Origin of the sequence: Brenneria izadpanahii (assembly GCF_017569925.1) — a bacterium.
GTDB classification, from domain to species: Bacteria; Pseudomonadota; Gammaproteobacteria; order Enterobacterales; family Enterobacteriaceae; genus Brenneria; species Brenneria izadpanahii.
In genome coordinates, this window is record NZ_CP050854.1 from 498,013 (window position 1) to 522,842 (window position 24,830).

At 51.4% G+C, this 24,830-nt stretch carries 20 protein-coding genes, 1 tRNA gene, 3 rRNA genes and 1 pseudogene; 19 read left to right on the plus strand and 6 right to left on the minus strand.

Annotated features, from left to right (window positions below; genetic code table 11):
- The first annotated feature begins 29 nt into the window (after positions 1-29).
- The 5 genes from rpsD (at position 30) to HC231_RS02355 (ending at position 2,850) form a co-directional block, all read left to right on the plus strand.
- Positions 30-650 (plus strand): 30S ribosomal protein S4, encoded by a 621-nt coding sequence (rpsD, locus tag HC231_RS02335; RefSeq protein WP_208229557.1) that lies wholly within the window; start codon positions 30-32, stop codon positions 648-650.
- A 25-nt stretch (positions 651-675) separates the two neighbouring features.
- Positions 676-1,665 carry a DNA-directed RNA polymerase subunit alpha gene (locus tag HC231_RS02340; protein WP_048637257.1) on the plus strand — a complete coding sequence of 330 codons (990 nt, stop codon included), beginning with the start codon at positions 676-678 and terminating at the stop codon, positions 1,663-1,665.
- 40 nt (positions 1,666-1,705) lie between these two features.
- On the plus strand, positions 1,706-2,098 hold the full coding sequence (rplQ, locus tag HC231_RS02345) for a 50S ribosomal protein L17 (protein WP_048637258.1): 393 nt from the start codon (positions 1,706-1,708) through the stop codon (positions 2,096-2,098).
- 94 nt (positions 2,099-2,192) lie between these two features.
- The gene (locus HC231_RS02350; RefSeq protein WP_208229558.1) at positions 2,193-2,564 is read left to right on the plus strand and encodes a DnaJ family domain-containing protein; all 372 of its coding nucleotides are present in this window, start codon (positions 2,193-2,195) and stop codon (positions 2,562-2,564) included.
- Between the two features lie 85 nt (positions 2,565-2,649).
- Entirely contained in the window at positions 2,650-2,850 is a 201-nt protein-coding gene (locus HC231_RS02355; protein WP_246494665.1) for an alternative ribosome-rescue factor A, read from the plus strand.
- A gap of 72 nt (positions 2,851-2,922) precedes the next feature.
- On the opposite strand, the gene mscL is transcribed toward HC231_RS02355, so the two are convergent.
- The 5 genes and pseudogenes from mscL to def form a co-directional block, all read right to left on the minus strand.
- The gene (gene mscL / locus HC231_RS02360) at positions 2,923-3,321 is read right to left on the minus strand and encodes a large-conductance mechanosensitive channel protein MscL (RefSeq protein ID WP_208229559.1); all 399 of its coding nucleotides are present in this window, start codon (positions 3,319-3,321) and stop codon (positions 2,923-2,925) included.
- Positions 3,322-3,416: 95 nt separating this feature from the next.
- Entirely contained in the window at positions 3,417-4,793 is a 1,377-nt protein-coding gene (gene trkA, locus HC231_RS02365; RefSeq protein WP_208229560.1) for a Trk system potassium transporter TrkA, read from the minus strand.
- 52 nt (positions 4,794-4,845) lie between these two features.
- The gene (gene rsmB / locus HC231_RS02370) at positions 4,846-6,141 is read right to left on the minus strand and encodes a 16S rRNA (cytosine(967)-C(5))-methyltransferase RsmB (RefSeq protein WP_208229561.1); all 1,296 of its coding nucleotides are present in this window, start codon (positions 6,139-6,141) and stop codon (positions 4,846-4,848) included.
- A 145-nt stretch (positions 6,142-6,286) separates the two neighbouring features.
- Positions 6,287-7,149, minus strand: a pseudogene (fmt, locus tag HC231_RS02375) (methionyl-tRNA formyltransferase); the annotation flags it as partial.
- A 27-nt stretch (positions 7,150-7,176) separates the two neighbouring features.
- Positions 7,177-7,686 (minus strand): peptide deformylase, encoded by a 510-nt coding sequence (def, locus tag HC231_RS02380; protein ID WP_208229562.1) that lies wholly within the window; start codon positions 7,684-7,686, stop codon positions 7,177-7,179.
- Positions 7,687-7,814: 128 nt separating this feature from the next.
- Between def and dprA the strand changes: the two genes are divergently transcribed.
- From dprA to HC231_RS02410, 6 genes are read left to right on the plus strand one after another with little or no spacing between them, the layout of a single operon-like run.
- A complete protein-coding gene (gene dprA / locus HC231_RS02385) occupies positions 7,815-8,936 on the plus strand; it encodes a DNA-protecting protein DprA (protein WP_208229563.1) in 1,122 nt (373 codons plus the stop codon).
- Entirely contained in the window at positions 8,908-9,381 is a 474-nt protein-coding gene (locus HC231_RS02390; protein ID WP_048637267.1) for a DUF494 family protein, read from the plus strand. The genes dprA and HC231_RS02390 overlap by 29 nt, the downstream gene beginning before the upstream one ends.
- Before the next feature lie 22 nt (positions 9,382-9,403).
- Positions 9,404-9,961, plus strand: coding sequence for a DNA topoisomerase family protein (locus tag HC231_RS02395; RefSeq protein WP_208229564.1), 558 nt, complete (start codon positions 9,404-9,406; stop codon positions 9,959-9,961).
- Positions 9,954-10,523: an L-threonylcarbamoyladenylate synthase type 1 TsaC gene (gene tsaC / locus HC231_RS02400; RefSeq protein ID WP_208229565.1), complete on the plus strand. Its 570-nt coding sequence runs from the start codon at positions 9,954-9,956 to the stop codon at positions 10,521-10,523. Before HC231_RS02395 ends, tsaC begins: the two co-directional genes overlap by 8 nt.
- Before the next feature lie 20 nt (positions 10,524-10,543).
- Positions 10,544-11,371 (plus strand): shikimate dehydrogenase, encoded by an 828-nt coding sequence (gene aroE, locus HC231_RS02405; protein ID WP_208231192.1) that lies wholly within the window; start codon positions 10,544-10,546, stop codon positions 11,369-11,371.
- On the plus strand, positions 11,368-11,625 hold the full coding sequence (locus HC231_RS02410) for a DUF1488 family protein (RefSeq protein WP_208229566.1): 258 nt from the start codon (positions 11,368-11,370) through the stop codon (positions 11,623-11,625). The genes aroE and HC231_RS02410 overlap by 4 nt, the downstream gene beginning before the upstream one ends.
- Here HC231_RS02410 and HC231_RS02415 read toward each other — a convergent pair.
- The gene (locus HC231_RS02415) at positions 11,607-12,158 is read right to left on the minus strand and encodes a gamma carbonic anhydrase family protein (RefSeq protein WP_208229567.1); all 552 of its coding nucleotides are present in this window, start codon (positions 12,156-12,158) and stop codon (positions 11,607-11,609) included. The genes HC231_RS02410 and HC231_RS02415 overlap by 19 nt on opposite strands.
- A 486-nt stretch (positions 12,159-12,644) precedes the next feature.
- Between HC231_RS02415 and HC231_RS02420 the strand changes: the two genes are divergently transcribed.
- The 8 genes from HC231_RS02420 to HC231_RS02455 all read left to right on the plus strand — a co-directional run bounded on the left by HC231_RS02420 (position 12,645) and on the right by HC231_RS02455 (position 24,739).
- A 16S ribosomal RNA gene (locus HC231_RS02420) occupies positions 12,645-14,185 on the plus strand.
- An 88-nt stretch (positions 14,186-14,273) separates the two neighbouring features.
- Positions 14,274-14,349 (plus strand) — tRNA-Glu (locus HC231_RS02425).
- A 249-nt stretch (positions 14,350-14,598) separates the two neighbouring features.
- Positions 14,599-17,609: ribosomal RNA gene (locus tag HC231_RS02430) — 23S ribosomal RNA — on the plus strand.
- 185 nt (positions 17,610-17,794) lie between these two features.
- Positions 17,795-17,910: ribosomal RNA gene (gene rrf, locus HC231_RS02435) — 5S ribosomal RNA — on the plus strand.
- Together the 16S, 23S and 5S rRNA genes with 1 tRNA gene alongside form the textbook arrangement of a ribosomal RNA operon.
- A 297-nt stretch (positions 17,911-18,207) precedes the next feature.
- The gene (locus tag HC231_RS02440; protein ID WP_208229568.1) at positions 18,208-18,579 is read left to right on the plus strand and encodes a YjaA family stress response protein; all 372 of its coding nucleotides are present in this window, start codon (positions 18,208-18,210) and stop codon (positions 18,577-18,579) included.
- 139 nt (positions 18,580-18,718) lie between these two features.
- Positions 18,719-19,648 carry a homoserine O-acetyltransferase MetA gene (gene metA / locus HC231_RS02445; protein ID WP_208229569.1) on the plus strand — a complete coding sequence of 310 codons (930 nt, stop codon included), beginning with the start codon at positions 18,719-18,721 and terminating at the stop codon, positions 19,646-19,648.
- A gap of 186 nt (positions 19,649-19,834) precedes the next feature.
- Positions 19,835-23,476, plus strand: a complete 3,642-nt coding sequence (gene metH / locus HC231_RS02450) for a methionine synthase (protein WP_425490546.1) — start codon at positions 19,835-19,837, stop codon at positions 23,474-23,476.
- 306 nt (positions 23,477-23,782) lie between these two features.
- Positions 23,783-24,739, plus strand: a complete 957-nt coding sequence (locus HC231_RS02455; protein ID WP_208231193.1) for a helix-turn-helix transcriptional regulator — start codon at positions 23,783-23,785, stop codon at positions 24,737-24,739.
- The last annotated feature ends 91 nt before the right edge of the window (positions 24,740-24,830 follow it).

Consider the following 24,830-nt stretch of genomic DNA (forward strand, 5'->3'; position numbering starts at 1 on the left):
GCCGCTTTTAGGATTGTTGGAGAAAGAAAATGGCAAGATATTTGGGTCCTAAGCTCAAGCTGAGCCGTCGTGAAGGCACCGACCTGTTTCTGAAGTCTGGTGTTCGTGCGATCGATTCCAAGTGTAAGATTGAACAAGCTCCTGGTCAGCATGGTGCGCGTAAGCCGCGTCTGTCTGACTATGGTGTACAGTTGCGTGAAAAGCAAAAAGTCCGCCGTATCTACGGTGTGCTGGAACGCCAGTTCCGTAACTATTATAAAGAAGCAGCACGTCTGAAAGGCAACACAGGTGCGAACCTGCTGCAGTTGCTGGAAGGCCGTCTGGATAACGTTGTTTATCGTATGGGATTTGGCGCCACTCGTGCTGAAGCTCGTCAGCTGGTTAGCCACAAAGCCATCATGGTAAACGGTCGCGTTGTTAACATCGCTTCTTATCAGGTATCCCCGAATGACGTAGTCAGCATCCGTGAGAAAGCGAAAAAGCAATCTCGCGTGAAGGCCGCTCTGGAGCTGGCTGAACAGCGTGAAAAGCCAACTTGGCTGGAAGTTGATGCTGCCAAGATGGAAGGTGTGTTCAAACGTATTCCTGAACGGACCGATCTGTCTTCGGACATTAATGAACACCTGATCGTCGAGCTTTACTCCAAGTAAAGCTTAGTACCAAAGAGAGGACACAATGCAGGGTTCTGTGACAGAGTTTCTAAAACCGCGCCTGGTAGATATCGAGCAAGTCAGTTCGACGCACGCCAAGGTGACCCTTGAGCCGTTAGAGCGGGGCTTCGGCCATACTCTTGGCAACGCACTGCGCCGTATTCTGCTTTCATCCATGCCAGGTTGCGCGGTGACCGAGGTTGAGATTGATGGTGTACTGCATGAGTACAGCACCAAAGAAGGCGTACAGGAAGACATCCTGGAAATCCTGCTCAACCTGAAAGGGCTGGCGGTGAGAGTTCAAGGCAAAGATGAAGTTATTCTTACCCTGAATAAATCTGGCATTGGCCCTGTGACTGCAGCCGACATCGTCCATGACGGCGATGTCGAAATCGTCAAGCCACAGCACTTGATCTGCCATCTGACCGATGAGAACGCGGCTATCAGCATGCGTATTAAAGTTCAGCGTGGCCGTGGTTATGTGCCGGCATCTGCCCGTATTCATACGGAAGAAGATGAGCGCCCGATTGGTCGCCTGTTAGTCGATGCTTGCTACAGCCCTGTAGAGCGTATTGCCTACAATGTTGAAGCAGCTCGCGTAGAACAGCGTACTGACCTGGATAAGCTGGTCATCGAAATGGAAACCAACGGCACAATCGATCCTGAAGAGGCGATTCGCCGTGCGGCAACCATTCTGGCTGAACAACTTGAAGCTTTTGTTGACCTGCGTGATGTGCGTCAACCAGAAGTTAAAGAAGAGAAACCAGAGTTCGATCCGATCCTGCTGCGCCCTGTTGACGATCTGGAATTGACTGTCCGCTCTGCTAACTGCCTCAAGGCAGAAGCTATCCACTACATCGGTGATCTGGTACAGCGTACCGAGGTTGAGCTGTTGAAAACGCCTAACCTGGGTAAAAAATCTCTTACTGAGATTAAAGATGTGCTGGCTTCACGTGGTTTGTCTCTGGGCATGCGTCTGGAAAACTGGCCACCGGCAAGCATTGCTGATGAGTAACCAGATCACAGGTTAAGGTTTTACTGAGAAGGATAAGGTCATGCGCCATCGTAAGAGTGGTCGTCAACTGAACCGTAACAGCAGCCATCGTCAGGCTATGTTCCGTAACATGGCTGGTTCTTTGGTTCGTCATGAGATTATCAAGACGACCCTGCCAAAAGCAAAAGAGCTGCGTCGTGTTGTTGAACCGCTGATTACTCTTGCCAAGACCGACAGCGTTGCTAATCGTCGTCTGGCATTCGCCCGTACTCGTGATAACGAGATCGTGGCAAAACTGTTTAATGAACTGGGCCCGCGTTTCGCGAGCCGTGCCGGTGGTTACACTCGTATTCTGAAGTGTGGCTTCCGTGCTGGTGACAATGCGCCGATGGCATACATCGAGCTCGTTGATCGCTCAGCTTCTCAGACAGAAGAAGTTGCTACTGCAGAGTAATCTGCAATCGCATAAAAAAACCGGGGAAACCCGGTTTTTTTATGTCTGAAATACGGCTAACCTTTATCGGAGTGACACTACTTCAGAGGTTATTATGTGGTTAATTGATGAATTAGTTGAACGCCATATTGCGCAAGCTCAGGAAGAGGGGGCTTTTGATAACCTCCCCGGGGCTGGTCAGCCATTAGCCTTGGACGATGATAGCGCCGTACCGCCGGAGCTGAGAGTCGCTTATCGGTTATTAAAAAACGCCGGTTGCCTTCCGGTTGAGTTGGAAGAACGCAGAGAAGCATTACAACTAGCCGATCTGCTGGAAAATATCTCCCGGCAGTCTCCTGAGTATGAATCTGTTTCCCGCCGTTTTCGCCTGCTTGAGCTGAGTCTGCAACAGCGAGGCGTTAATACGGATTTTTTGCGCGGTGAGTACGCAGACTCTTTGAAAAAAACCTTTAAAACGCAGGATTAATTCTGCGAACTGTCTATATCGCAGGCTGATTCTCATCTATACTCTTCCCGCTTTAATTTTGTCATCCTGATTATGAGAGGTAAGTATGGCCGTATATCGTCATAAGCGAGGGAAAATCCAGGACAATGCTATTGAGGCGTTGTTATCTGACCCGCTGTTTCGCCAACGAGTGGAAGTGAACAGTAAAGGAAAAGGAAGCTATCGCAGAAAGGACAAACATGTAAAGAAGGGAAACTGGGAGGCCAGTGGTAAGCAATTCATTGATTATTTACCTCTGGCCTTCTGATTTCGAGAGTTATTACTCTGACGTCAGAAACAACGTTGATGAATTTATCGTAATGATAATTCGGTGTTGCGCTTATTTTTTCAGCAGGTCTCGTATTTCAGTTAATAATTTCTCTTCCGCGCTGGGTTTTGGCGGTGCGGCCGGCGCATCTTCCTGTTTACGGCGTAATTTGTTCATTAATTTGATGGCGATGAAAATAGCGAATGCGACAATGACAAAGTCAAAAATATTCTGAATAAATACGCCGTAATGCATCACAACCGCCGGCACATCTCCTTGAGCAGCCCGTAATACCAGGCTGAACTGTTTAAAGTCTACTCCACCGATAAGCAGCCCCAGAGGCGGCATGATGATGTCGGAAACCAGTGAAGAAACGATTTTCCCGAACGCCGCACCAATAATAACCCCGACTGCCAGATCGACTACGTTTCCGCGCATGGCAAATTCACGGAACTCTTTGATAATACTCATGACCACACTCCTTGATAAAAAGATATATTAATTTTAACAAATAGTTCTATGTTTGCCATATTCTCATATAAGGTTTAATAAATTACTGTACCTGATTACAGGAAGAACGGGCTCGGCTGGAATAATCGCTCAACATCGGGGACGAATTTTTTATCTGTTAAGAACATAATTATATGGTCACCTTGTTCAATACGGGTATTATCGTTGGCGATAATAACATCGTCTCCACGAACAATTGCCCCAATAGTCGTTCCCGGCGGCAGTTTTATATCTTCAATCATTCGTCCGACGACTTTCGATGTTCCCTCATCGCCGTGAGCGATAGCTTCAATGGCCTCGGCAACTCCTCTGCGTAACGAGGATACGCTGACAATGTCCGCCTTACGCACATGGCTTAATAGCGCGGAAATGGTTGCCTGTTGCGGGGAGATCGCAACATCAATCACGCTTCCCTGTACTAAATCAACGTAGGCCCGGCGTTGAATAAGCACCATGACTTTTTTGGCGCCCATCCGTTTAGCCAGCATGGCCGACATGATGTTGGCTTCATCATCATTTGTAATGGCGATAAATACATCCATTTGCTCAATATGTTCTTCTGCGAGCAGTTCCTGGTCCGAGGCATCGCCATGAAAAACGATCGTATCCTGCAATAGTTCCGCCAGTTCAGCGGCTCTTTCCGCGTTATGTTCTATCAGTTTGATGCTGTAATCTTTTTCCAAGCGTTGTGCCAGCCCGGCTCCTACGTTTCCGCCGCCAACGATCATGATCCGCTTGTAAGGGTTCTCCAGCCGTTGCAACTCGCTCATTACGGCGCGAATATTCTGCGATGCGGCAACAAAAAACACTTCATCGCCTGCTTCAATAACCGTAGAACCTTGGGGGCGGATAGGGCGGTCTTGGCGAAAAATAGCGGCAACGCGTGTTTCTATATGCGGCATATGTTCGCGAATAGAAGACAACGCATTTCCGACCAATGGGCCGCCATAATAGGCGTTTACGGCCGCAATGCTCACTTTACCCTGCGCGAAATTAACGACCTGAAGAGCGCCAGGATACTCAATCAGCTTATAAATATTATCAATCACCAGTTGTTCCGGAGAGATCAAATGATCGATGGGAACGGCTTCAGGCAGAAATAAATGCTCGGCTTCACGCATATATTCGGACGAGCGGATCCGCGCAATACGGTTAGGCGTGTTGAAAAGCGAATAGGCAATTTGACACGCCACCATGTTTGTTTCATCGGAGTTGGTTACGGCGACTAACATGTCGGCGTCTTCAGCGCCGGCTTCACGCAGCACGCGAGGATGTGAGGCGTAACCCGTGACCACACGGAGATCAAATTTATCCTGAAGCTGACGTAAACGGGTTGTATCGGTATCGACGACGGTGATGTCGTTATTTTCACCTGCCAGATTTTCCGCCAGCGTGCCGCCAACCTGACCCGCGCCAAGAATAATAATCTTCATAGTTAATTTTGCCGTATGTGTTATTGCCGTAAGGCCTTAGACAATACTGGGTTTACTGCTCGCTTTTTACCAGTTTCGCATAAAAGAAACCATCGCCTTCATCCGGGCTGGGGAGCTTTTGGATCCCCGGCTTAGCCGAATCGCCGGTATCAACTAATCGGGCGTCAGGGTGGTTCATCAAAAAGTTGTGTATTTGCTGATGATTTTCTTCCGGCAAGATGGAACAGGTGGCATAAACCAACGTACCGCCGGTTTTCAGGTGCGGCCAAACTGCGTTGAGAATATCCTTTTGCAGTAAAGCGAGCTCGGCGATGTCGTTATCACGGCGCAGCCATTTTATGTCCGGATGACGGCGAACGACGCCGGTGGCGGAACAAGGCGCATCCAACAGAATACGATCGAATATTTTATCACCACACCAGCTTTCAGGCTGACGACCATCCCCTTGCTTTAGTTCGGCATTCAATTGTAAACGCTGTAAGTTTTCCCTGACTCTGCCTAACCTTTCCTCATCAATATCGACGGCCAGTACGTGAGCCTTGGGAGCGGCCTCAAGGATATGGGTCGTTTTGCCGCCAGGCGCGGCGCACAGATCGAGAATTTGCTCACCGTCCTGCGGCGACAACCACTGGATGCAGCCCTGGGCCGAAGCATCTTGCACGGTAACCCAGCCCTGCATGAAACCGGGCAGTAGATTAACCGCGCAGGGAGCAGGCAGCCTGATGGCATCCGGGTAATCAGGATGCGATACGGCTTCAATACCTTCTTGTTTGAGTAGGGATAGATATTCGTCGCGGGTGTGGTGCAACCGGTTTACCCGCAGCCACATTGGCGGGCGTTGATTATTGGCTTCAACAATGTCTTCCCAGCTTTCAGGGTAAGCGGCTTTAATGCGCGCCAGTAACCAGCTTGGGTGCAGATAGCGCGCCGGCGTGTTCGCCGCTCGTTGTAACAGTTCATCCTGCTGGCGTTGAAACTGACGTAAAACGCCGTTAATCAGCCCTTTAAGCTGGGGGCGTTTCAAGGCAACCGCCCCATCGACTGTTTCAGCCAACGCGGCATGTGGCGGGATGCGGGTGTACAGCAACTGATATATGCCAACCATAATCAGGTAGTGCAAGGTGCGTTGTTTCCCCGTTAACGGTTTCGCCATTAACTGCTGAATACACCATTCCAACTGCGGTAATACACGTAGTACGCCAAAGCACAGTTCCTGCAATAGCGCGCGATCTTTGTCGGTAATATCTCGCTGATAAGCGGGCAATAAAGCGCTGAGCGATTGTCCGTGATCCAATACTTGCCCTACCACTTTAGCGGTAATACTGCGAAGGTTATATGAGCTTTTCATTTGTTAGCGACTACGTAATAGATAGGGTATACCGGCGAATATCGCCGGCATGAAACATCGTTTAGGCCAGAACATTACCAGAAATAAACCACTCACGCCGGGAGTTAAGCAGATCCTGCGCCGTCATGACTTTTTTACCGGCTGGCTGTAGTTCAAGGATGGTTAATACGCCGTCGGAAGTGGCGACCTGAATACCTTCTTTGTCGGCATGTATGATGGTGCCGGGCGGCGCGGGATGGGCCGTTGCGCCAACCTCGCATTTCCACACTTTAACCGGCTGGTCATCAATGACAAAGTAGCTGACCGGCCATGGATTGAAAGCGCGCACGCAGCGTTCAAGCTGAACGGCGGGAAGCTGCCAGTTGAGGCGGGCCTCTTCCTTGCTGAGTTTCTCCGCATAGGTGACCAAGGCCTCATCCTGCGGTTCCGCCGTCACATGGCCATCGGCGAGCTGTTCCAGCGTCTCCAGTAGCCCTTGCGGACCCAAATCAGCCAGTTTGGCGTATAGCGTTGCGCTGGTATCCTGTTGCAGGATCGGACACTCAATCTTATGCAGCATCGCACCGGTATCAAGACCGGCATCCATCTGCATGATGGTTACGCCGGTACTTTGGTCGCCGGCCCACAAGGCGCGCTGAATCGGCGCGGCTCCCCGCCAGCGCGGCAGCAGTGAACCATGCACATTGAGACAACCGAGGCGCGGCATATCCAGAACAGTCTGCGGTAAAATCAGCCCATAGGCGACAACCACCATCACGTCGGCATGAAGCGCTGCAACCATCTCCTGAGCTTCGGGGGGCGCAGCGACTTGGGTTGATACACCGGAATACCGTGCTGTTCCGCCAGCACTTTTACAGGACTGGCGGTTAACTTGTTTCCGCGCCCCGCCGGACGATCCGGCTGAGTGAAGACGCCGGCAATCTGATGGTGGGATGATAGCAGCGCATCCAGATGACGCGCCGCAAAATCAGGCGTTCCGGCAAAGATAATACGTAAAGAATCAGACACGTTGTTTCCTGTCAGGAAAATAAATGATTAACCCCGGCTGTTTTGCTTGGCCAGTTTTTCCAGCTTCTGACGGATCCTCTGGCGTTTAAGCGGGGAGAGATAATCGATAAACAATTTTCCGACCAGATGATCCATTTCATGCTGAATACAAATGGCTAACAGGCCATCAGCTTCCAGTTCAAAGATATTCCCTTCCCGATCCAACGCGCGAACTTTTACGCGCTCGGCACGTGGAACGAGCGCTCTAGTTTCTGGAATCGACAGACAACCTTCTTCGATGCCAGTATCGCCGTCCTTCTCAAGCAGTTCGGGATTGATCAATACCAGTCTCTGATCCCGGGATTCTGAAACATCAATAACGATAATACGTTGATGTATATCCACCTGTGTGGCGGCCAGGCCGATGCCTTCCTCTTCATACATGGTATCGAACATATCATCGACGATACGTTGAATGTCTGCATCGACTTCTTTTACGGGTTTCGCCGTTATGCGAAGCCGCTCGTCCGGAAAATGTAATACCTGCAAAACTGACATATATATTTAGATCTGTATCCGAGTGATGAGAGAGTAATAGTGCTTATTCTAGACATTTCCCGCACCGATTGACAGCATCTGCAATCATATTGACGGTCGACCGAAGGCGACGGAATAAGGGATGCGCAATGTTATCAACGGAAATTTGGCTGCGCCTGATGGGGGTAAAGCATTTGGGGGCCGGACGGGCCGGGGAAATAGCCAGAGAACTTATTGTGGCGCGCGGCTATGACAAGGAACTCTTAATTTCGCTTGGTATGACCGAAGTGCAAGCGGAGCAGTTCCAACACTGCGACAAGCAAGCCTTGGACGAAACTCTGGGTTGGTTGTCGCAGCCAGGCCATCATATGGTGAGTTGCATAGATAAGCGATACCCGTTTTTGCTTGGAAATATCAGTACATTTCCGTTTTTGTTGTTTGTTGCGGGCGAGCCTTCCTTGTTAGCTTTGCCGCAAATCGCCGTTGTCGGCAGCCGCAATAATAGTAAGTATGGTGAGCAATGGGGACAATTCTTTGCACAAGAGTTGGCGGTCAATGATCTCGTCATCACGAGCGGATTGGCCATCGGTATTGATGGTATCGCGCACCGCGCCGCACTGGATGCCGGGGGCAAGACGATTGCGGTATTGGGCAGCGGATTGTCGCATATTTATCCCCGGCGTCATCAACATCTTGCCGCTCGAATTCTTGAGCAGGGTGGGGCATTAGTCTCCGAATTTCCCATAGGGGCGTTGCCGTTATCTACTCATTTCCCAAGACGAAATCGTATTATTAGTGGGCTGAGTCTGGGTGTTCTGGTCGTTGAAGCCTCTATTCGCAGCGGATCGCTGGTGACGGCCCGCTGCGCATTGGAACAAGGGCGGGAGGTATTCGCCTTACCGGGGCCGATCGGCAACCCAATGACGGAAGGGACGCATTGGCTGATTCAGCAGGGCGCCTACCTCGTCACCCATCCTAAAAATGTTGTTGAACAGTTAATAAATGAGCTTCAATGGTTGCCAACGGAGACTGATAGAATTATTTCTGCTGTAGAAGATGATGTTGAATTGCCATTTGCCGATGTGTTGGCTAACGTAGGAGATGAGGTTACACCTGTTGACGTTGTCGCTGAACGTGCCGGCCAACCTGTGCCAGAGATAGTGAATAAACTATTGGAACTGGAGTTAGCAGGATGGATCGCAGCAGTACCCGGCGGCTATGTCCGATTAAGGAGGGCAGGCCATGTTCGACGTACTCATGTACTTGTTTGAAACTTACATCCACAATGAAACTGAAATGCGTGTCGATCAGGATACGTTGACTGATGACCTCACCCGCGCTGGATTTCATCGTAATGATATCTACAGTGCGTTGAGTTGGCTGGAAAAATTGGCTGACATACAGGAGGGGCAAAATACACCGCTCAACCTGGCTCATGATCCATTGGCAATTCGTATTTACACGCAGGATGAAGAACAGCGTCTGGATGCCGACTGCCGCGGTTTTTTATTATTTCTCGAGCAGATCCAGGTATTGAATCTGGAAACGCGCGAGATGGTAATTGATCGGGTAATGGCGCTTGAAACGCAAGAGTTTGATCTGGAAGATCTTAAATGGGTCATTCTGATGGTGCTTTTTAACGTTCCCGGGTGTGAAAACGCGTATCAGCAAATGGAAGAACTCCTGTTTGAGGAAAATGACGGTTATGTGCAATAGCCAGGAATGTAATAGGTAGGGGATGGCTAAGACCGTACTTTTTGCTGACAAGAGACAAGAAGTTTGCCCAGAATGCGGGTCTGTGCTGGTTATCCGTTCCGGACGGCACGGGCCTTTTCTTGGTTGTTCCCGTTATCCGGAATGTGAATTCATTCGCCCGCTTAAGCCTCAGGCCGATGGCCATGTGGTCAAGGTGCTTGAAGGACAGCTGTGTCCGCGTTGCCAATCCACGTTAGTGCTAAGGCAAGGGCGCTATGGCATGTTCATCGGGTGTGGAAACTATCCGGAATGCGATCACACGGAGGTTATCGATCGCCCGGATGAAACGGCTCTGCGTTGTCCGCAATGCCATAAGGGAACACTGTTGCAGCGTAAGTCACGCTACGGAAAGGTGTTTCATGCCTGCGATCGTTATCCCGAATGCCAGTTTACGCTGAATAATAAACCGGTGGCCGGGGAGTGTCCTCACTGCCACTATCCTTTGCTTATCGAGAAGAAAACGGCGAAAGGCCTAAAGCTCTTTTGTGCCAGTAAATTATGTGGAAAGCCGGTGATGGCTGAAGTTGATAATAATGAATGATTTTTCTGGTGAGTTACCGACTCCTATCTTGCAGGCATTGCTAAACGAAGAGGTTATTGCCTATCCCACCGAGGCTGTTTTTGGCCTGGGATGCGATCCCGACAGCGAACTTGCGGTTCAGCGTCTGTTGGCATTGAAACAACGTCCGTGGCAAAAAGGATTGATTCTAATTGCAGCCGACTATCAGCAATTGGTGCCTTATATTGATGATAGTTCGCTGTCTGACGATCAGAAAAAGGTGATGTTTTCCTGTTGGCCAGGACCTGTTACCTGGGTGATCCCCGCCAGAACCACAACACCAACGTGGCTGACGGGGAAATTTAACTCGCTTGCGGTGCGTGTCAGCGCACATCCATTGGTGAAAAAATTGTGTCTTGGTTATGGCAAACCTCTGGTTTCAACCAGCGCTAATTTGAGCGGGCAACCGCCTTGCCGTTCCGAACAGGATATTTATCAACAATTTGGCGATGACTTTCCCGTTTTGCGCGGGAAAGTCGGTGGAAGGGCTAATCCTTCCGAAATTAGGGATGTTTTAACCGGTGAGCTGTTGCGTCAGGGGTGATGTAACGATTGGAGAGTATGGTGTCTGAGATAAAGTCTTTTGCTGTTTTTGGTAATCCAATCGCGCATAGCAAGTCACCGCGTATACATGAGTTATTTGCCGCTCAGACCGGTATTGAGCTGACTTATAGACGTCTGTTAGCGCCGCTGGACAGCTTTGAAGAGATGCTGCAGAGCTACTTTCAGGAGGGGGCTCATGGGGCGAATATCACCGTTCCTTTTAAAGAACGGGCCTTTGCATGGGCCGATGAATTGAGCGAAGGCGCATCGCTTGCCGGGGCAGTTAACACGTTAAAGAAACTGAGCGACGGACGCCTGTTTGGCGATAATACCGATGGAGTTGGTTTACTTAGTGATTTACAGCGTCTGAATTTTATCAAACCGCGGGATCGTATTTTATTGGTTGGTGCGGGGGGGGCGGCGCGCGGCGTCATTCAGCCGCTGTTGGCCTATGGTTGTTCGATCGTTTTGACCAACAGAACGTTTGCCAAAGCAGAAAGCCTAGCCAGGCTATTCAGTTCTGTCGGCGATATTTACGCATCGGCATTAAATGATCTGCGTGAACAAAATTTTGAGTTGATTATTAATGCGACATCGTCAGGTCTTCATGGAGATATTCCTGAATTGCCTACTTCGTTGATTTCTAAGCAAACATGTTGTTACGACATGTTTTATTTATCCGGATTGACGCCGTTTTTGGCTTGGTGCGCACAGCATGGCGCGATCCGCTATGCGGATGGGCTGGGTATGCTGGTGGGACAAGCCGCACATTCTTTCCGGCTCTGGAACGGCGTAATGCCGGATGTCGATCCTGTTATCGAACAGCTTAAACGGGAACTGGCTCCATGAACCAGGCGATCCAGTTTCCGGATCGTGAAAGCTGGAATGATGATTTCAAGGCCATCTGTTTTCCTGTGCTGGTCAATGGATTTCAGCAGATGTGCCGCATCAGCGCGGAGCAGGTAGCGCGCCGCTATGGCGGTGATTGCCCGGAACAATGGCTATTGTTGTTCCGGCAACATCGTTGGGATCTGGAGGACGTGTTTGAGAAAATGGTGCTGGATGATGAATATGATAGCCAAGGCTATTTCTCATTATCCTGAGAGAGGTTGTCATTTTTCCAGCGAACGTAGTTAGTTGCCGAGTACTCCAGTCCCTCGATCTCTTCCTGACTCAATGGGCGAACCTTTTTAGCCGGGCTGCCAAAATATAGGTAACCGCTTTTCAGGTGTTTTCCTGGTGAGACGAGGCTACCGGCGCCAATCATCACGTCATCCTCAATAACGGCTCCATCAAGAATGATGGAACCCATCCCGACTAACACGCGATTACCTATCGTGCAGCCATGCAACATCGCTTTATGCCCAACCGTAACATCTTCTCCGATGATTAACGGATTACCCGCAGGATTGTTTTCCGTACCGTGTGTAATGTGCAGAACGGAACCATCCTGAATGTTGCTCCTTGCGCCGATACGTATATCGTTCACATCACCGCGGATCACCACAAGAGGCCAAATGCCGACATCGTCGCCGAGGGTTACCTTACCAATGACCACGCTTGAGGCGTCAATCATGACGTTCTCACCAATGATTGGAAACACACCCTTATAGCCGCGAACGTTTCCTGAACCCATTAACTACCCCCTTATTTACCGCATCATATGTGAATGGAGAGACAAAATATCGGCAGATACATGGTTACAGCAACCTGAAAATAGACTCGATCGACTAAGATCTCAACGAAAGGGTTGAAAATTATGCGAACGGAAAAAAAGATCAAAAAAGTGGTTGTGTAAAGCTCTGGGAGCCCTATAATGCGCCTCCATCGACACGGCGCGGTGAACTCACCGGCGAGTCGGTAAGAAAAAGAGAATCAAATGTTTAAAATAAACATTGACTCTTAAAGAGGGAAGCGTAATATACGCCACCTCGCGCAGCGGCTCAGGCCACAGCGCACTGCTCTTTAACAATTCAATCAGACAATCTGTGTGGGCACTCACAAGACCGTATCGGCAACGATATAAAAAAGTCTTGAAGAGTGACAACAGTAAATTCATTACGAATAAACAGTTATTAATTCTTTGAGCATAGCTTTTAATTAAGCGAATCAAACAAATCTTAAATTGAAGAGTTTGATCATGGCTCAGATTGAACGCTGGCGGCAGGCCTAACACATGCAAGTCGAGCGGCAGCGGGAAGAAGCTTGCTTCTTTGCCGGCGAGCGGCGGACGGGTGAGTAACGTCTGGGGATCTGCCCGATGGAGGGGGATAACTACTGGAAACGGTAGCTAATACCGCATAACGTCGCAAGACCAAAGTGGGGGACCTTCGGGCCTCACACCATCGGATGAACCCAGATGGGATTAGCTAGTAGGCGGGGTAATGGCCCACCTAGGCGACGATCCCTAGCTGGTCTGAGAGGATGACCAGCCACACTGGAACTGAGACACGGTCCAGACTCCTACGGGAGGCAGCAGTGGGGAATATTGCACAATGGGGGAAACCCTGATGCAGCCATGCCGCGTGTGTGAAGAAGGCCTTCGGGTTGTAAAGCACTTTCAGCGGGGAGGAAGGGGATAAGGTTAATAGCCTTATTCATTGACGTTACCCGCAGAAGAAGCACCGGCTAACTCCGTGCCAGCAGCCGCGGTAATACGGAGGGTGCAAGCGTTAATCGGAATGACTGGGCGTAAAGCGCACGCAGGCGGTCTGTTAAGTTGGATGTGAAATCCCCGGGCTTAACCTGGGAACTGCATTCAAGACTGGCAGGCTAGAGTCTCGTAGAGGGGGGTAGAATTCCAGGTGTAGCGGTGAAATGCGTAGAGATCTGGAGGAATACCGGTGGCGAAGGCGGCCCCCTGGACGAAGACTGACGCTCAGGTGCGAAAGCGTGGGGAGCAAACAGGATTAGATACCCTGGTAGTCCACGCCGTAAACGATGTCGACTTGGAGGCTGTGGTCTTGAACCGTGGCTTCCGGAGCTAACGCGTTAAGTCGACCGCCTGGGGAGTACGGCCGCAAGGTTAAAACTCAAATGAATTGACGGGGGCCCGCACAAGCGGTGGAGCATGTGGTTTAATTCGATGCAACGCGAAGAACCTTACCTACTCTTGACATCCACGGAATTTGGCAGAGATGCCTTAGTGCCTTCGGGAACCGTGAGACAGGTGCTGCATGGCTGTCGTCAGCTCGTGTTGTGAAATGTTGGGTTAAGTCCCGCAACGAGCGCAACCCTTATCCTTTGTTGCCAGCGATTTGGTCGGGAACTCAAAGGAGACTGCCGGTGATAAACCGGAGGAAGGTGGGGATGACGTCAAGTCATCATGGCCCTTACGAGTAGGGCTACACACGTGCTACAATGGCGCATACAAAGAGAAGCGACCTCGCGAGAGCAAGCGGACCTCATAAAGTGCGTCGTAGTCCGGATTGGAGTCTGCAACTCGACTCCATGAAGTCGGAATCGCTAGTAATCGTAGATCAGAATGCTACGGTGAATACGTTCCCGGGCCTTGTACACACCGCCCGTCACACCATGGGAGTGGGTTGCAAAAGAAGTAGGTAGCTTAACCTTCGGGGGGCGCTTACCACTTTGTGATTCATGACTGGGGTGAAGTCGTAACAAGGTAACCGTAGGGGAACCTGCGGTTGGATCACCTCCTTACCAAAAGCCTGATACAGGTTAGTGCAGTGTCCACACAGATTGTCTGATGAACGTCATGAGCAAAAGCGTCAACAAAGTACGGTGTCGTGTCCCCTTCGTCTAGAGGCCCAGGACACCGCCCTTTCACGGCGGTAACAGGGGTTCGAATCCCCTAGGGGACGCCAGCGCATCCGACCAGTCCGGTGAAAGCGGGGGTCATCCAGTAAGTCATGAAATGATTACTTACGTCATATCCTAAAGCTGATTAGCAATAGTCAGGTTTTATGATATTTGCTCTTTAACAATCTGGAACAAGCTGAAATTTGAAACGATGCGGCTGAACCTGTCTCGTAATGGGATGTGGTTTGGTTGTATCAGAGTCTCTCAAATAATCACGGCGCGAACGTGTTTTACGAAACACCTTCGGGTTGTGAGGTTAAGCGACTAAGCGTACACGGTGGATGCCTAGGCAGTCAGAGGCGATGAAGGGCGTGCTAATCTGCGAAAAGCGTCGGTAAGGTGATATGAACCGTAACAGCCGACGATACCCGAATGGGGAAACCCAGTGTGTTTCGACACATTATCATCACATGAATACATAGTGTGATGAGGCGAACCGGGGGAACTGAAACATCTCAGTACCCCGAGGAAAAGAAATCAACCGAGATTCCCCCAGTAGCGGCGAGCGAACGGGGAAAAGCCCAGAACCTGAATCAGTTTGTGTATTAGTGGAAGCGTCTGGAAAGTCGCACGACAGAGGGTGATAGTCCCGTACACAAAAATGCACAGATTGTGAGTTCGATGAGTAGGGCGGGACACGTGATATCCTGTCTGAAGATGGGGGGACCATCCTCCAAGGCTAAATACTCCTGACTGACCGATAGTGAACCAGTACCGTGAGGGAAAGGCGAAAAGAACCCCGGCGAGGGGAGTGAAATAGAACCTGAAACCGTGTACGTACAAGCAGTGGGAGCCCCACCACCAAAACACTTCCGGGCCGAAAGGCGATGCGGATGTCGAGGTGACGGTTGTCATCGCGTGTTTTGCGATGACCAACACACAAAACAAGCAGTGAGTGTTTTGGGGTGGGGTGACTGCGTACCTTTTGTATAATGGGTCAGCGACTTATATTCTGTAGCAAGGTTAACCGAATAGGGGAGCCGCAGGGAAACCGAGTCTTAACTGGGCGTTAAGTTGCAGGGTATAGACCCGAAACCCGGTGATCTAGCCATGGGCAGGTTGAAGGTTGGGTAACACTAACTGGAGGACCGAACCGACTAATGTTGAAAAATTAGCGGATGACCTGTGGCTGGGGGTGAAAGGCCAATCAAACCGGGAGATAGCTGGTTCTCCCCGAAAGCTATTTAGGTAGCGCCTCGTGAATTCATCTACGGGGGTAGAGCACTGTTTCGACTAGGGGGTCATCCCGACTTACCAACTCGATGCAAACTGCGAATACCGTAGAATGTTATCACGGGAGACACACGGCGGGTGCTAACGTCCGTCGTGAAGAGGGAAACAACCCAGACCGCCAGCTAAGGTCCCAAAGTCATGGTTAAGTGGGAAACGATGTGGGAAGGCCCAGACAGCCAGGATGTTGGCTTAGAAGCAGCCATCATTTAAAGAAAGCGTAATAGCTCACTGGTCGAGTCGGCCTGCGCGGAAGATGTAACGGGGCTAAACCATGCACCGAAGCTGCGGCAGCGACGCGTAGGCGTTGTTGGGTAGGGGAGCGTTCTGTAAGCCTGCGAAGGTGGCCCGTGAGGGTTGCTGGAGGTATCAGAAGTGCGAATGCTGACATAAGTAACGATAATGCGGGTGAAAAACCCGCACGCCGGAAGACCAAGGGTTCCTGTCCAACGTTAATCGGGGCAGGGTGAGTCGACCCCTAAGGCGAGGCTGAAAAGCGTAGTCGATGGGAAACAGGTTAATATTCCTGTACTGGGTGTTGCTGCGAAGGGGGGACGGAGAAAGCTAGGTTGGCCGGGCGACGGTTGTCCCGGTTTAAGCGTGCAGGTGGGTGTTTTTGGTAAATCCGGAACACTGTTAACACTGAGGCGTGACGACGAGTCACCACGGTGACGAAGTAACCGATGCTACGCTTCCAGGAAAAGCCTCTAAGCTCCAGGCAACACGCAATCGTACCCCAAACCGACACAGGTGGTCAGGTAGAGAATACTCAGGCGCTTGAGAGAACTCGGGTGAAGGAACTAGGCAAAATGGTGCCGTAACTTCGGGAGAAGGCACGCTGGATTTGGTGAAGTCCCTTGCGGATGGAGCTGAGACCAGTCGCAGATACCAGCTGGCTGCAACTGTTTAATAAAAACACAGCACTGTGCAAACACGAAAGTGGACGTATACGGTGTGACGCCTGCCCGGTGCCGGAAGGTTAATTGATGGGGTCAGCCTTTGGGCGAAGCTCTTGATCGAAGCCCCGGTAAACGGCGGCCGTAACTATAACGGTCCTAAGGTAGCGAAATTCCTTGTCGGGTAAGTTCCGACCTGCACGAATGGCGTAATGATGGCCAGGCTGTCTCCACCCGAGACTCAGTGAAATTGAACTCGCTGTGAAGATGCAGTGTACCCGCGGCAAGACGGAAAGACCCCGTGAACCTTTACTATAGCTTGACACTGAACCTTGAGCCTTGATGTGTAGGATAGGTGGGAGGCTTTGAAGCGTGGACGCCAGTCTGCGTGGAGCCGACCTTGAAATACCACCCTTTAATGTTCGATGTTCTAACGTGGGCCCCTGAGCGGGGTTGCGGACAGTGTCTGGTGGGTAGTTTGACTGGGGCGGTCTCCTCCCAAAGAGTAACGGAGGAGCACGAAGGTTAGCTAATCCTGGTCGGACATCAGGAGGTTAGTGCAAAGGCATAAGCTAGCTTGACTGCGAGAGTGACGGCTCGAGCAGGTGCGAAAGCAGGTCTTAGTGATCCGGTGGTTCTGAATGGAAGGGCCATCGCTCAACGGATAAAAGGTACTCCGGGGATAACAGGCTGATACCGCCCAAGAGTTCATATCGACGGCGGTGTTTGGCACCTCGATGTCGGCTCATCACATCCTGGGGCTGAAGTAGGTCCCAAGGGTATGGCTGTTCGCCATTTAAAGTGGTACGCGAGCTGGGTTTAGAACGTCGTGAGACAGTTCGGTCCCTATCTGCCGTGGGCGTTGGAAGATTGAGAGGGGTTGCTCCTAGTACGAGAGGACCGGAGTGAACGCACCACTGGTGTACGGGTTGTGATGCCAATTGCATTGCCCGGTAGCTACGTGCGGAAGAGATAACCGCTGAAAGCATCTAAGCGGGAAACTTGCCTCGAGATGAGTCTTCCCTGGGACTTTAAGTCCCCTGAAGGGCCGTTGAAGACGACGACGTAGATAGGCTGGGTGTGTAAGCGTTGCGAGACGTTGAGCTAACCAGTACTAATGACCCGAGAGGCTTAACCTTACAACACCGAAGGTGTTTTAGAGAGACAAAATCGTCGGGAACGATTTTGAACAGTGCGGAGCGCTGGCCCCGTGGGGGTGAGTATCAGGATGATACGAATAGAACTCAGAGAAGTTCAGCTTGTTCGAAGATTGGTTCCGATGGTTGCAGAGAAAACTGTAACGATTGGGATAAAACAGAATTTGCCTGGCGGCGATAGCGCGGTGGTCCCACCTGACCCCATGCCGAACTCAGAAGTGAAACGCCGAAGCGCCGATGGTAGTGTGGGGTCTCCCCATGTGAGAGTAGGGAACTGCCAGGCATCAAACAAGCAAAGAAGCCTCATGCGAAAGCATGGGGCTTTTTTGCGTTTCGGGGATTTATAAATTTATTGATATTTGGCGCGAGAACGGGCGCGTATCAGCTAATCAGGCAAGAAGTTAGTTTCAAAGCTCAAAGTCGGCTCACCCGCGCCATAACCCAATCACCAGGAGTCGAATAAGTAAAAATCCCCATACGAAAATGTGAGATTTTTACTGTACACTGCTTGCTGTTTTTATCTCGCATCATTTCATCGATTTTATAAAAAATCATTTAAATCAGTCTAGTAGGAAAGTAAATGACGATCCTGTATATCCAGATCCGCAAGAATAAAATGGTTGTTCGTAATCCTGAAATGCAGCAGGAAATTAGTGATGCCAGCCAAGTTTTCAGTAATTCTCGTCTACTGGTTGCCGATTTCTTTCGCGCGGAAAAAGTTCTTTATGATTTAACCCGAAAGTTTGTCAAACGGAGCTGGTTCAAATTCGGTCGGGATATCCTGATTATTCATGCACTCGAAATGAATGAAGGTGGGCTATCTCCGGTAGAAGAGCGAGTTCTGCAGGAAATCACTGTTACCAGTTCACCGAAGGCGGATTTGGTGGTGATCGATAGCCCGAGAGTGTTGACCGATTCGGAAGTTATTGAGAAAGCAAAGGAAAAAAGATAAACCATGTGAGCATTATTATTGTTCACCGTGAAACATTTTCACCTTCGGCCGTGAACGCTCGACATTTATGTTAAAAATCGCTATCTTCAGGCATCTAGAAGTCTAAACGTATAAACGTATGCATTGAGGATATAAGGTTATGCCAATCCGGGTTCCTGATGAGTTACCAGCCGTAAGTTTTCTGCGTAATGAGAACGTTTTTGTGATGACGTCCTCACGCGCCAAAACGCAGGAAATTCGACCTTTGAAAGTGCTGGTACTGAACCTGATGCCGAAGAAGATCGAAACTGAAAACCAGTTTCTGAGATTGCTATCGAACTCTCCGTTGCAGATTGATATTCAGCTGCTGCGTATTGATAGCCGCGAGTCGAAAAATACTCCGGCCGAACACCTGAATAATTTCTACTGTAACTTTGATGACATTCAGGATGAGAATTTCGATGGACTGATCGTCACCGGCGCGCCGCTGGGTCTGGTTGATTTTTGCGATGTAGCCTACTGGCCGCAGATCGCCAGGGTGATTGAGTGGGCAAAAGAGCATGTAACCTCCACACTCTTTGTGTGTTGGGCCGTACAAGCGGCGCTCAACATTCTGTATGGCATTCCGAAGATGACCCGCGCGGAGAAGCTATCGGGGGTCTATGAACATCATACGCTACAACCGCACGCGTTACTGACCCGGGGATTTGATGAAACATTTTTAGCGCCTCATTCACGCTATGCGGATTTCCCCGCCGATGTCATTCGCAACCATACCGATTTAGATATTCTTGCCGAGTCGGAGCAGGCCGGGGCCTATCTGTTCGCCAACCGGGATAAGCGTTTGGCTTTTGTTACGGGCCATCCTGAATACGATGCACTGACGCTGGCGAATGAATATTTCCGCGATCATGAGTGCGGACTTAATCCGGCGATCCCGGTGAACTATTTCCCTGGCAACAACCCGGAAATCGCGCCTAAAGCAACCTGGCGTAGCCATGGATATTTACTGTTTGTTAACTGGCTTAATTACTACGTTTATCAGATTACACCTTATGATTTGAGACGTATGAACCCTACGTTGGACTAAACCACTCTTTCTTTCACCATCGCGAATCGCTCAGCCCGTCTGAAAAAGTCTCATACGACGCCGCGCCGGCGGATGGGTAACTTATGTTAGGATAGGTTCTTGCACTGGTGAGATATTCATCGTTGGTATGAGGTATTTGTGACTAATCGGGTAGACGAGTTGCGCCGTCAGTTAGCGCAACGCATTATGGTACTGGATGGTGGGATGGGAACCATGATCCAGAGTTATCACTTGCAGGAAGCGGACTATCGCGGAGAGCGTTTTGCTGACTGGCCAAGTGATGTGAAAGGCAATAACGACCTTCTTGTTCTGACCAAACCCCAGGTCATCGCCGCTATCCATGATGCTTATCTGGAAGCCGGGGCCGATATCCTCGAAACCAACACCTTTAACTCCACCGTGATCGCGATGGCTGATTATGGTATGGAATCGTTGTCGGCGGAGATTAATACCGCTGCGGCACGGCTGGCCCGCGCCAGCGCCGATAAATGGACGGCAATGACGCCGGATAAGCCGCGTTTTGTTGCCGGCGTACTTGGCCCGACCAACCGAACCGCTTCTATTTCTCCAGATGTTAACGATCCCGCGTTCCGCAATATCACTTTCGACCAACTGGTCGCCGCATACCGGGAATCCACCCGTGCGTTAATCGAGGGTGGTGTCGATCTGATTATGATCGAAACCATCTTTGATACCTTAAACGCCAAAGCCGCGGTTTTTGCGGTTGAAAGCGAGTTTGAAGCGTTGGGCGTTGAGTTGCCGGTGATGATTTCCGGCACGATCACCGATGCGTCCGGCCGTACGTTGTCGGGGCAGACCACGGAAGCCTTCTACAACTCGTTACGTCACGCCCGCCCGTTATCGTTTGGTTTGAACTGCGCTCTGGGGCCGGAGGATCTGCGTCAGTATGTGGCTGAGCTTTCCCGTATCGCCGAGTGTTACGTCTCGGCTCACCCGAACGCGGGGTTGCCGAACGCCTTTGGTGAGTACGATCTGGACGCCCAGGACATGGCGCGCCACATCGGCGAATGGGCGCGGGCCGGTTTTCTGAATATCGTGGGGGGATGCTGCGGCTCGACGCCGGCACATATCGCCGCCGTCGCTGAAGTCGTTAAAGGCGTGGCGCCGCGGAAATTGCCGGAGATTCCGGTAGCCTGCCGTCTATCCGGGCTGGAGCCGTTGACTATTGATGACAACACGCTGTTTGTTAACGTCGGGGAGCGCACCAACGTTACCGGATCGGCGCGTTTCAAGCGTTTGATAAAAGAAGAAAAATATAGCGAAGCGCTGGATGTGGCCCGTCAGCAGGTAGAAAACGGCGCGCAAATCATTGATATCAACATGGATGAAGGGATGCTGGATGCGAAAGCGGTGATGGCCCGTTTTCTGAATCTGATTGCCGGTGAGCCTGATATTGCTCGTGTCCCGATCATGATCGACTCTTCGAAATGGGAGGTGATCGAGCAGGGGCTGAAATGTATTCAGGGCAAGGGGATCGTTAACTCCATTTCCATGAAGGAAGGGGTTGAGGCCTTTGTGCATCACGCCAAGCTGGTTCGGCGCTACGGCGCCGCCATGGTGGTGATGGCGTTTGATGAAGTCGGGCAGGCGGATACCCGCGCCCGGAAGATTGAAATCTGTCGCCGCGCCTATCACATCCTGACGGAAGAAGTCGGTTTCCCGCCTGAAGATATTATTTTTGACCCGAATATTTTTGCTGTTGCGACCGGGATTGAAGAGCACAACAACTATGCGGTCGATTTTATCGAGGCCTGCGCGGATATTAAACAGCAGCTTCCCTATGCGATGATCTCCGGCGGCGTCTCTAACGTTTCCTTCTCTTTCCGCGGCAACGACATGGTGCGGGAGGCGATCCACGCCGTCTTCCTTTATCACGCGATTCGTAACGGTATGGATATGGGGATCGTTAACGCCGGTCAGTTGGCGATCTACGACGATCTTCCCGCAGAACTGCGTGACGCGGTGGAAGATGTGATCCTCAACCGTCGTGACGATGCCACCGAGCGTATGCTGGATCTGGCGGAAAAATACCGCGGCAGCAAGTCAGATGACGAGAGCAATAAGCCACAGGCCGAATGGCGTTCCTGGCCGGTGAAGAAGCGGTTGGAATATTCTCTGGTGAAAGGCATCACCGAGTTTATCGAACAGGATACCGAGGAGGCGCGTCAGGAGTCGGAACGTCCCATCGAAGTCATTGAAGGGCCGCTGATGGACGGTATGAATGTGGTCGGCGACCTGTTTGGGGCGGGCAAAATGTTTCTGCCGCAGGTGGTGAAATCGGCCCGCGTGATGAAGCAGGCCGTCGCCTATCTTGAACCCTATATTGAGGCCAGCAAAGCTAAAGGCGAAACCGCCGGCAAGATCCTGCTGGCGACGGTGAAAGGGGATGTTCACGATATCGGTAAGAATATCGTCGGCGTGGTGTTGCAGTGTAATAACTACGAAATCATTGACTTGGGCGTAATGGTGCCGATGGATCGGATCCTAAAAACCGCCCGCGAAGAGAACGTGGATATTATCGGTCTGTCCGGCCTGATTACGCCTTCCCTAGATGAAATGGTCAATGTGGCGAAAGAGATGGAGCGCCAGGGCTTTACGCTGCCGTTAATGATTGGCGGCGCGACGACGTCGAAAGCGCATACCGCCGTGAAGATCGAGCAGAATTACAGCGGCCCAACCGTCTATGTACAGAATGCGTCCCGTACGGTGGGCGTGGTTTCCTCGCTGTTGTCCGCGAGTCAGCGCGATGATTTTGTGGCCCGCATCCGCAAAGAGTATGAAACGGTGCGTATTCAACATGGCCGTAAAAAACCGAGAACGGCGCCTATTACGCTGCAGGCCGCCCGTGATAACGCCGTCCCGTTGGATTGGGAAAACTATACGCCGCCGGCGGCGCATCGCTTAGGCGTGCAGGAAGTCACCGCCGGCATTGAAACGCTGCGCAACTACATCGACTGGACGCCGTTCTTTATGACCTGGTCGCTGGCGGGCAAATATCCACGCATTCTAGAAGACGAGGTGGTGGGGGAAGAGGCGAAACGACTGTTTGCCGATGCCAACGCCATGCTGGATGACCTGTCGGCGCGCGGCGCGCTTCATCCCCGCGGCGTGGTCGGGCTATTTCCGGCCAACCGAGTTGGGGATGATGTGGAGGTCTATACCGATGAGCGGCGGGACGAGGTGCGCCTGGTTAGCCATCATCTGCGCCAGCAAACGGAAAAAGCGGATTTCCCGAACTATTGTCTGGCCGATTTCGTCGCGCCCAAGTCCAGCGGTAAGCCGGACTATATCGGCGCATTCGCCGTCACCGGCGGACTGGAAGAGGACGCGCTGGCCGAACAGTGGGAAGCGCGGCATGATGATTACAATAAGATCATGGTGAAAGCCCTGTCGGACCGCTTGGCTGAAGCCTTTGCCGAGTATCTGCATGAGCGGGTGCGTAAGGTTTACTGGGGTTATGCGGCAAATGAAAATCTCAGCAACGACGAGCTGATTCGTGAAAACTATCAGGGGATTCGCCCGGCGCCGGGATACCCGGCATGTCCGGATCATACTGAGAAGGCGGAAATTTGGCAGTTGCTGGATGTGGAAAAGCACGTCGGCATGAAGCTGACGGACTCTTATGCCATGTGGCCGGGCGCGTCGGTATCCGGCTGGTATTTCAGCCATCCTGACAGCAAGTATTTCGCCGTCGCGCAGATCCAGCGAGATCAGATAGAAGATTATGCCAAACGTAAAGGCATGCCCGTCGTTGAAGTCGAACGCTGGCTGGCGCCGAATCTGGGCTATGATGCGGAAGATGTCTGATAATCCGTTTTCCAAGTAGCTAGCCGCCCATGGTATTTATCAGTAATGGGGATGTTTCGTGCGTGGCGCGTGATAAGCATTGATCTTTCTCTGTGATATCGCGCCGCGCCCCGTGAAATCTCGGCCCGGCTAAACACGGCTGATACCATATGCAGCGGCCATGCTGAGAATAGTTATCAATATTATTGATGCTTGCCGGAGCGGGTGATATTGTGAGCATGGTAATAATTATCCCCGTTCTCTTTTCTCCAGCGATGGCTGGCCTGATCCCGGATCCTGAGCATGGTCGACTGCGTATCTTCCGCGATGGTAAAGCGCCGTTTTTCGATAGAGGATTTTTTTGATTTCGGCGAGCGCTACGGCATCCGCTACCACTTTCCCGCGCTGCCGTCAGGCGGCGTTCGCCACCAAGAAAAGCATGCCGTTATACAGGGCAACGTCGAAGAGCTGGTGCTGCCTTCCGGTATCTGCCTGACAAACTCCAACGTGCAGGTTTTGCAGCCCTATGAATCGACCTCGCTGCAATGTTCGCCGATGTATACGCTGGTGGTGCTGGAGGGCTGCGTGGCAATCCGCCTTGGCGGCCGCGAGTTTGTCATACGTTCGGGGATGGCGTTCAGCACCAGACTGGGCGAACACCTGGTGATGAAAGCGAGTCACCCGGCCGATCGTCATCTCAAGACCTTAACGCTGGGGGTTAATCCCGCCAGTTTTCAGCCGCAGCCAATGATGGCCTCTTTGCTGCATGAGTGGGAAAACGCGCAGAGCCCCGCTTTTGTGTGGCAAGTCCCTGGCTATTTGCTGTCCGGTTTGCAACACGCGCTGGACCATGCCGTTGCCGGCGTACCGCGTCAATTTATGTTGGAAGGGGCGATGCTGCAACTGCTGGGTTACGGACTGTTGACCGAAGCGCGAGCGCAGGGGAAAAGCCATCTCCCCTCGCCGGGCGAGCGCAGTCGTCTGGAGAACATCCGTCAACTGCTGCAACAGCAGCCGGAAAATGAGTACACCTTGCATGAATTGGCGCAATCGGCGGCGATGAGTCCCAGCAGCCTGAGAAGCAAATTCCGGCAAGCCTATGGGCATTCGGTGTTCGATTATCTGCGCGATTGCCGCCTGGCGCTGGCCCGCAGCTATCTTGAACGGGGATATAGCGTGCAGCAGTCAGCCTGGATGTCCGGTTATCAACATGCCTCCAACTTTGCGACCGCCTTCCGGCGGCGCTATGGCATAGCGCCAAGCGACGTGCGTCCCCTTCCTTAAACGGATTGCACGGATGCCTCCCTCATCGTTTCCGTGAAGGGATTCACCTTCATCATTTCTCAATAGTTCCAGCTTCCGCGCGCTTTTGTCA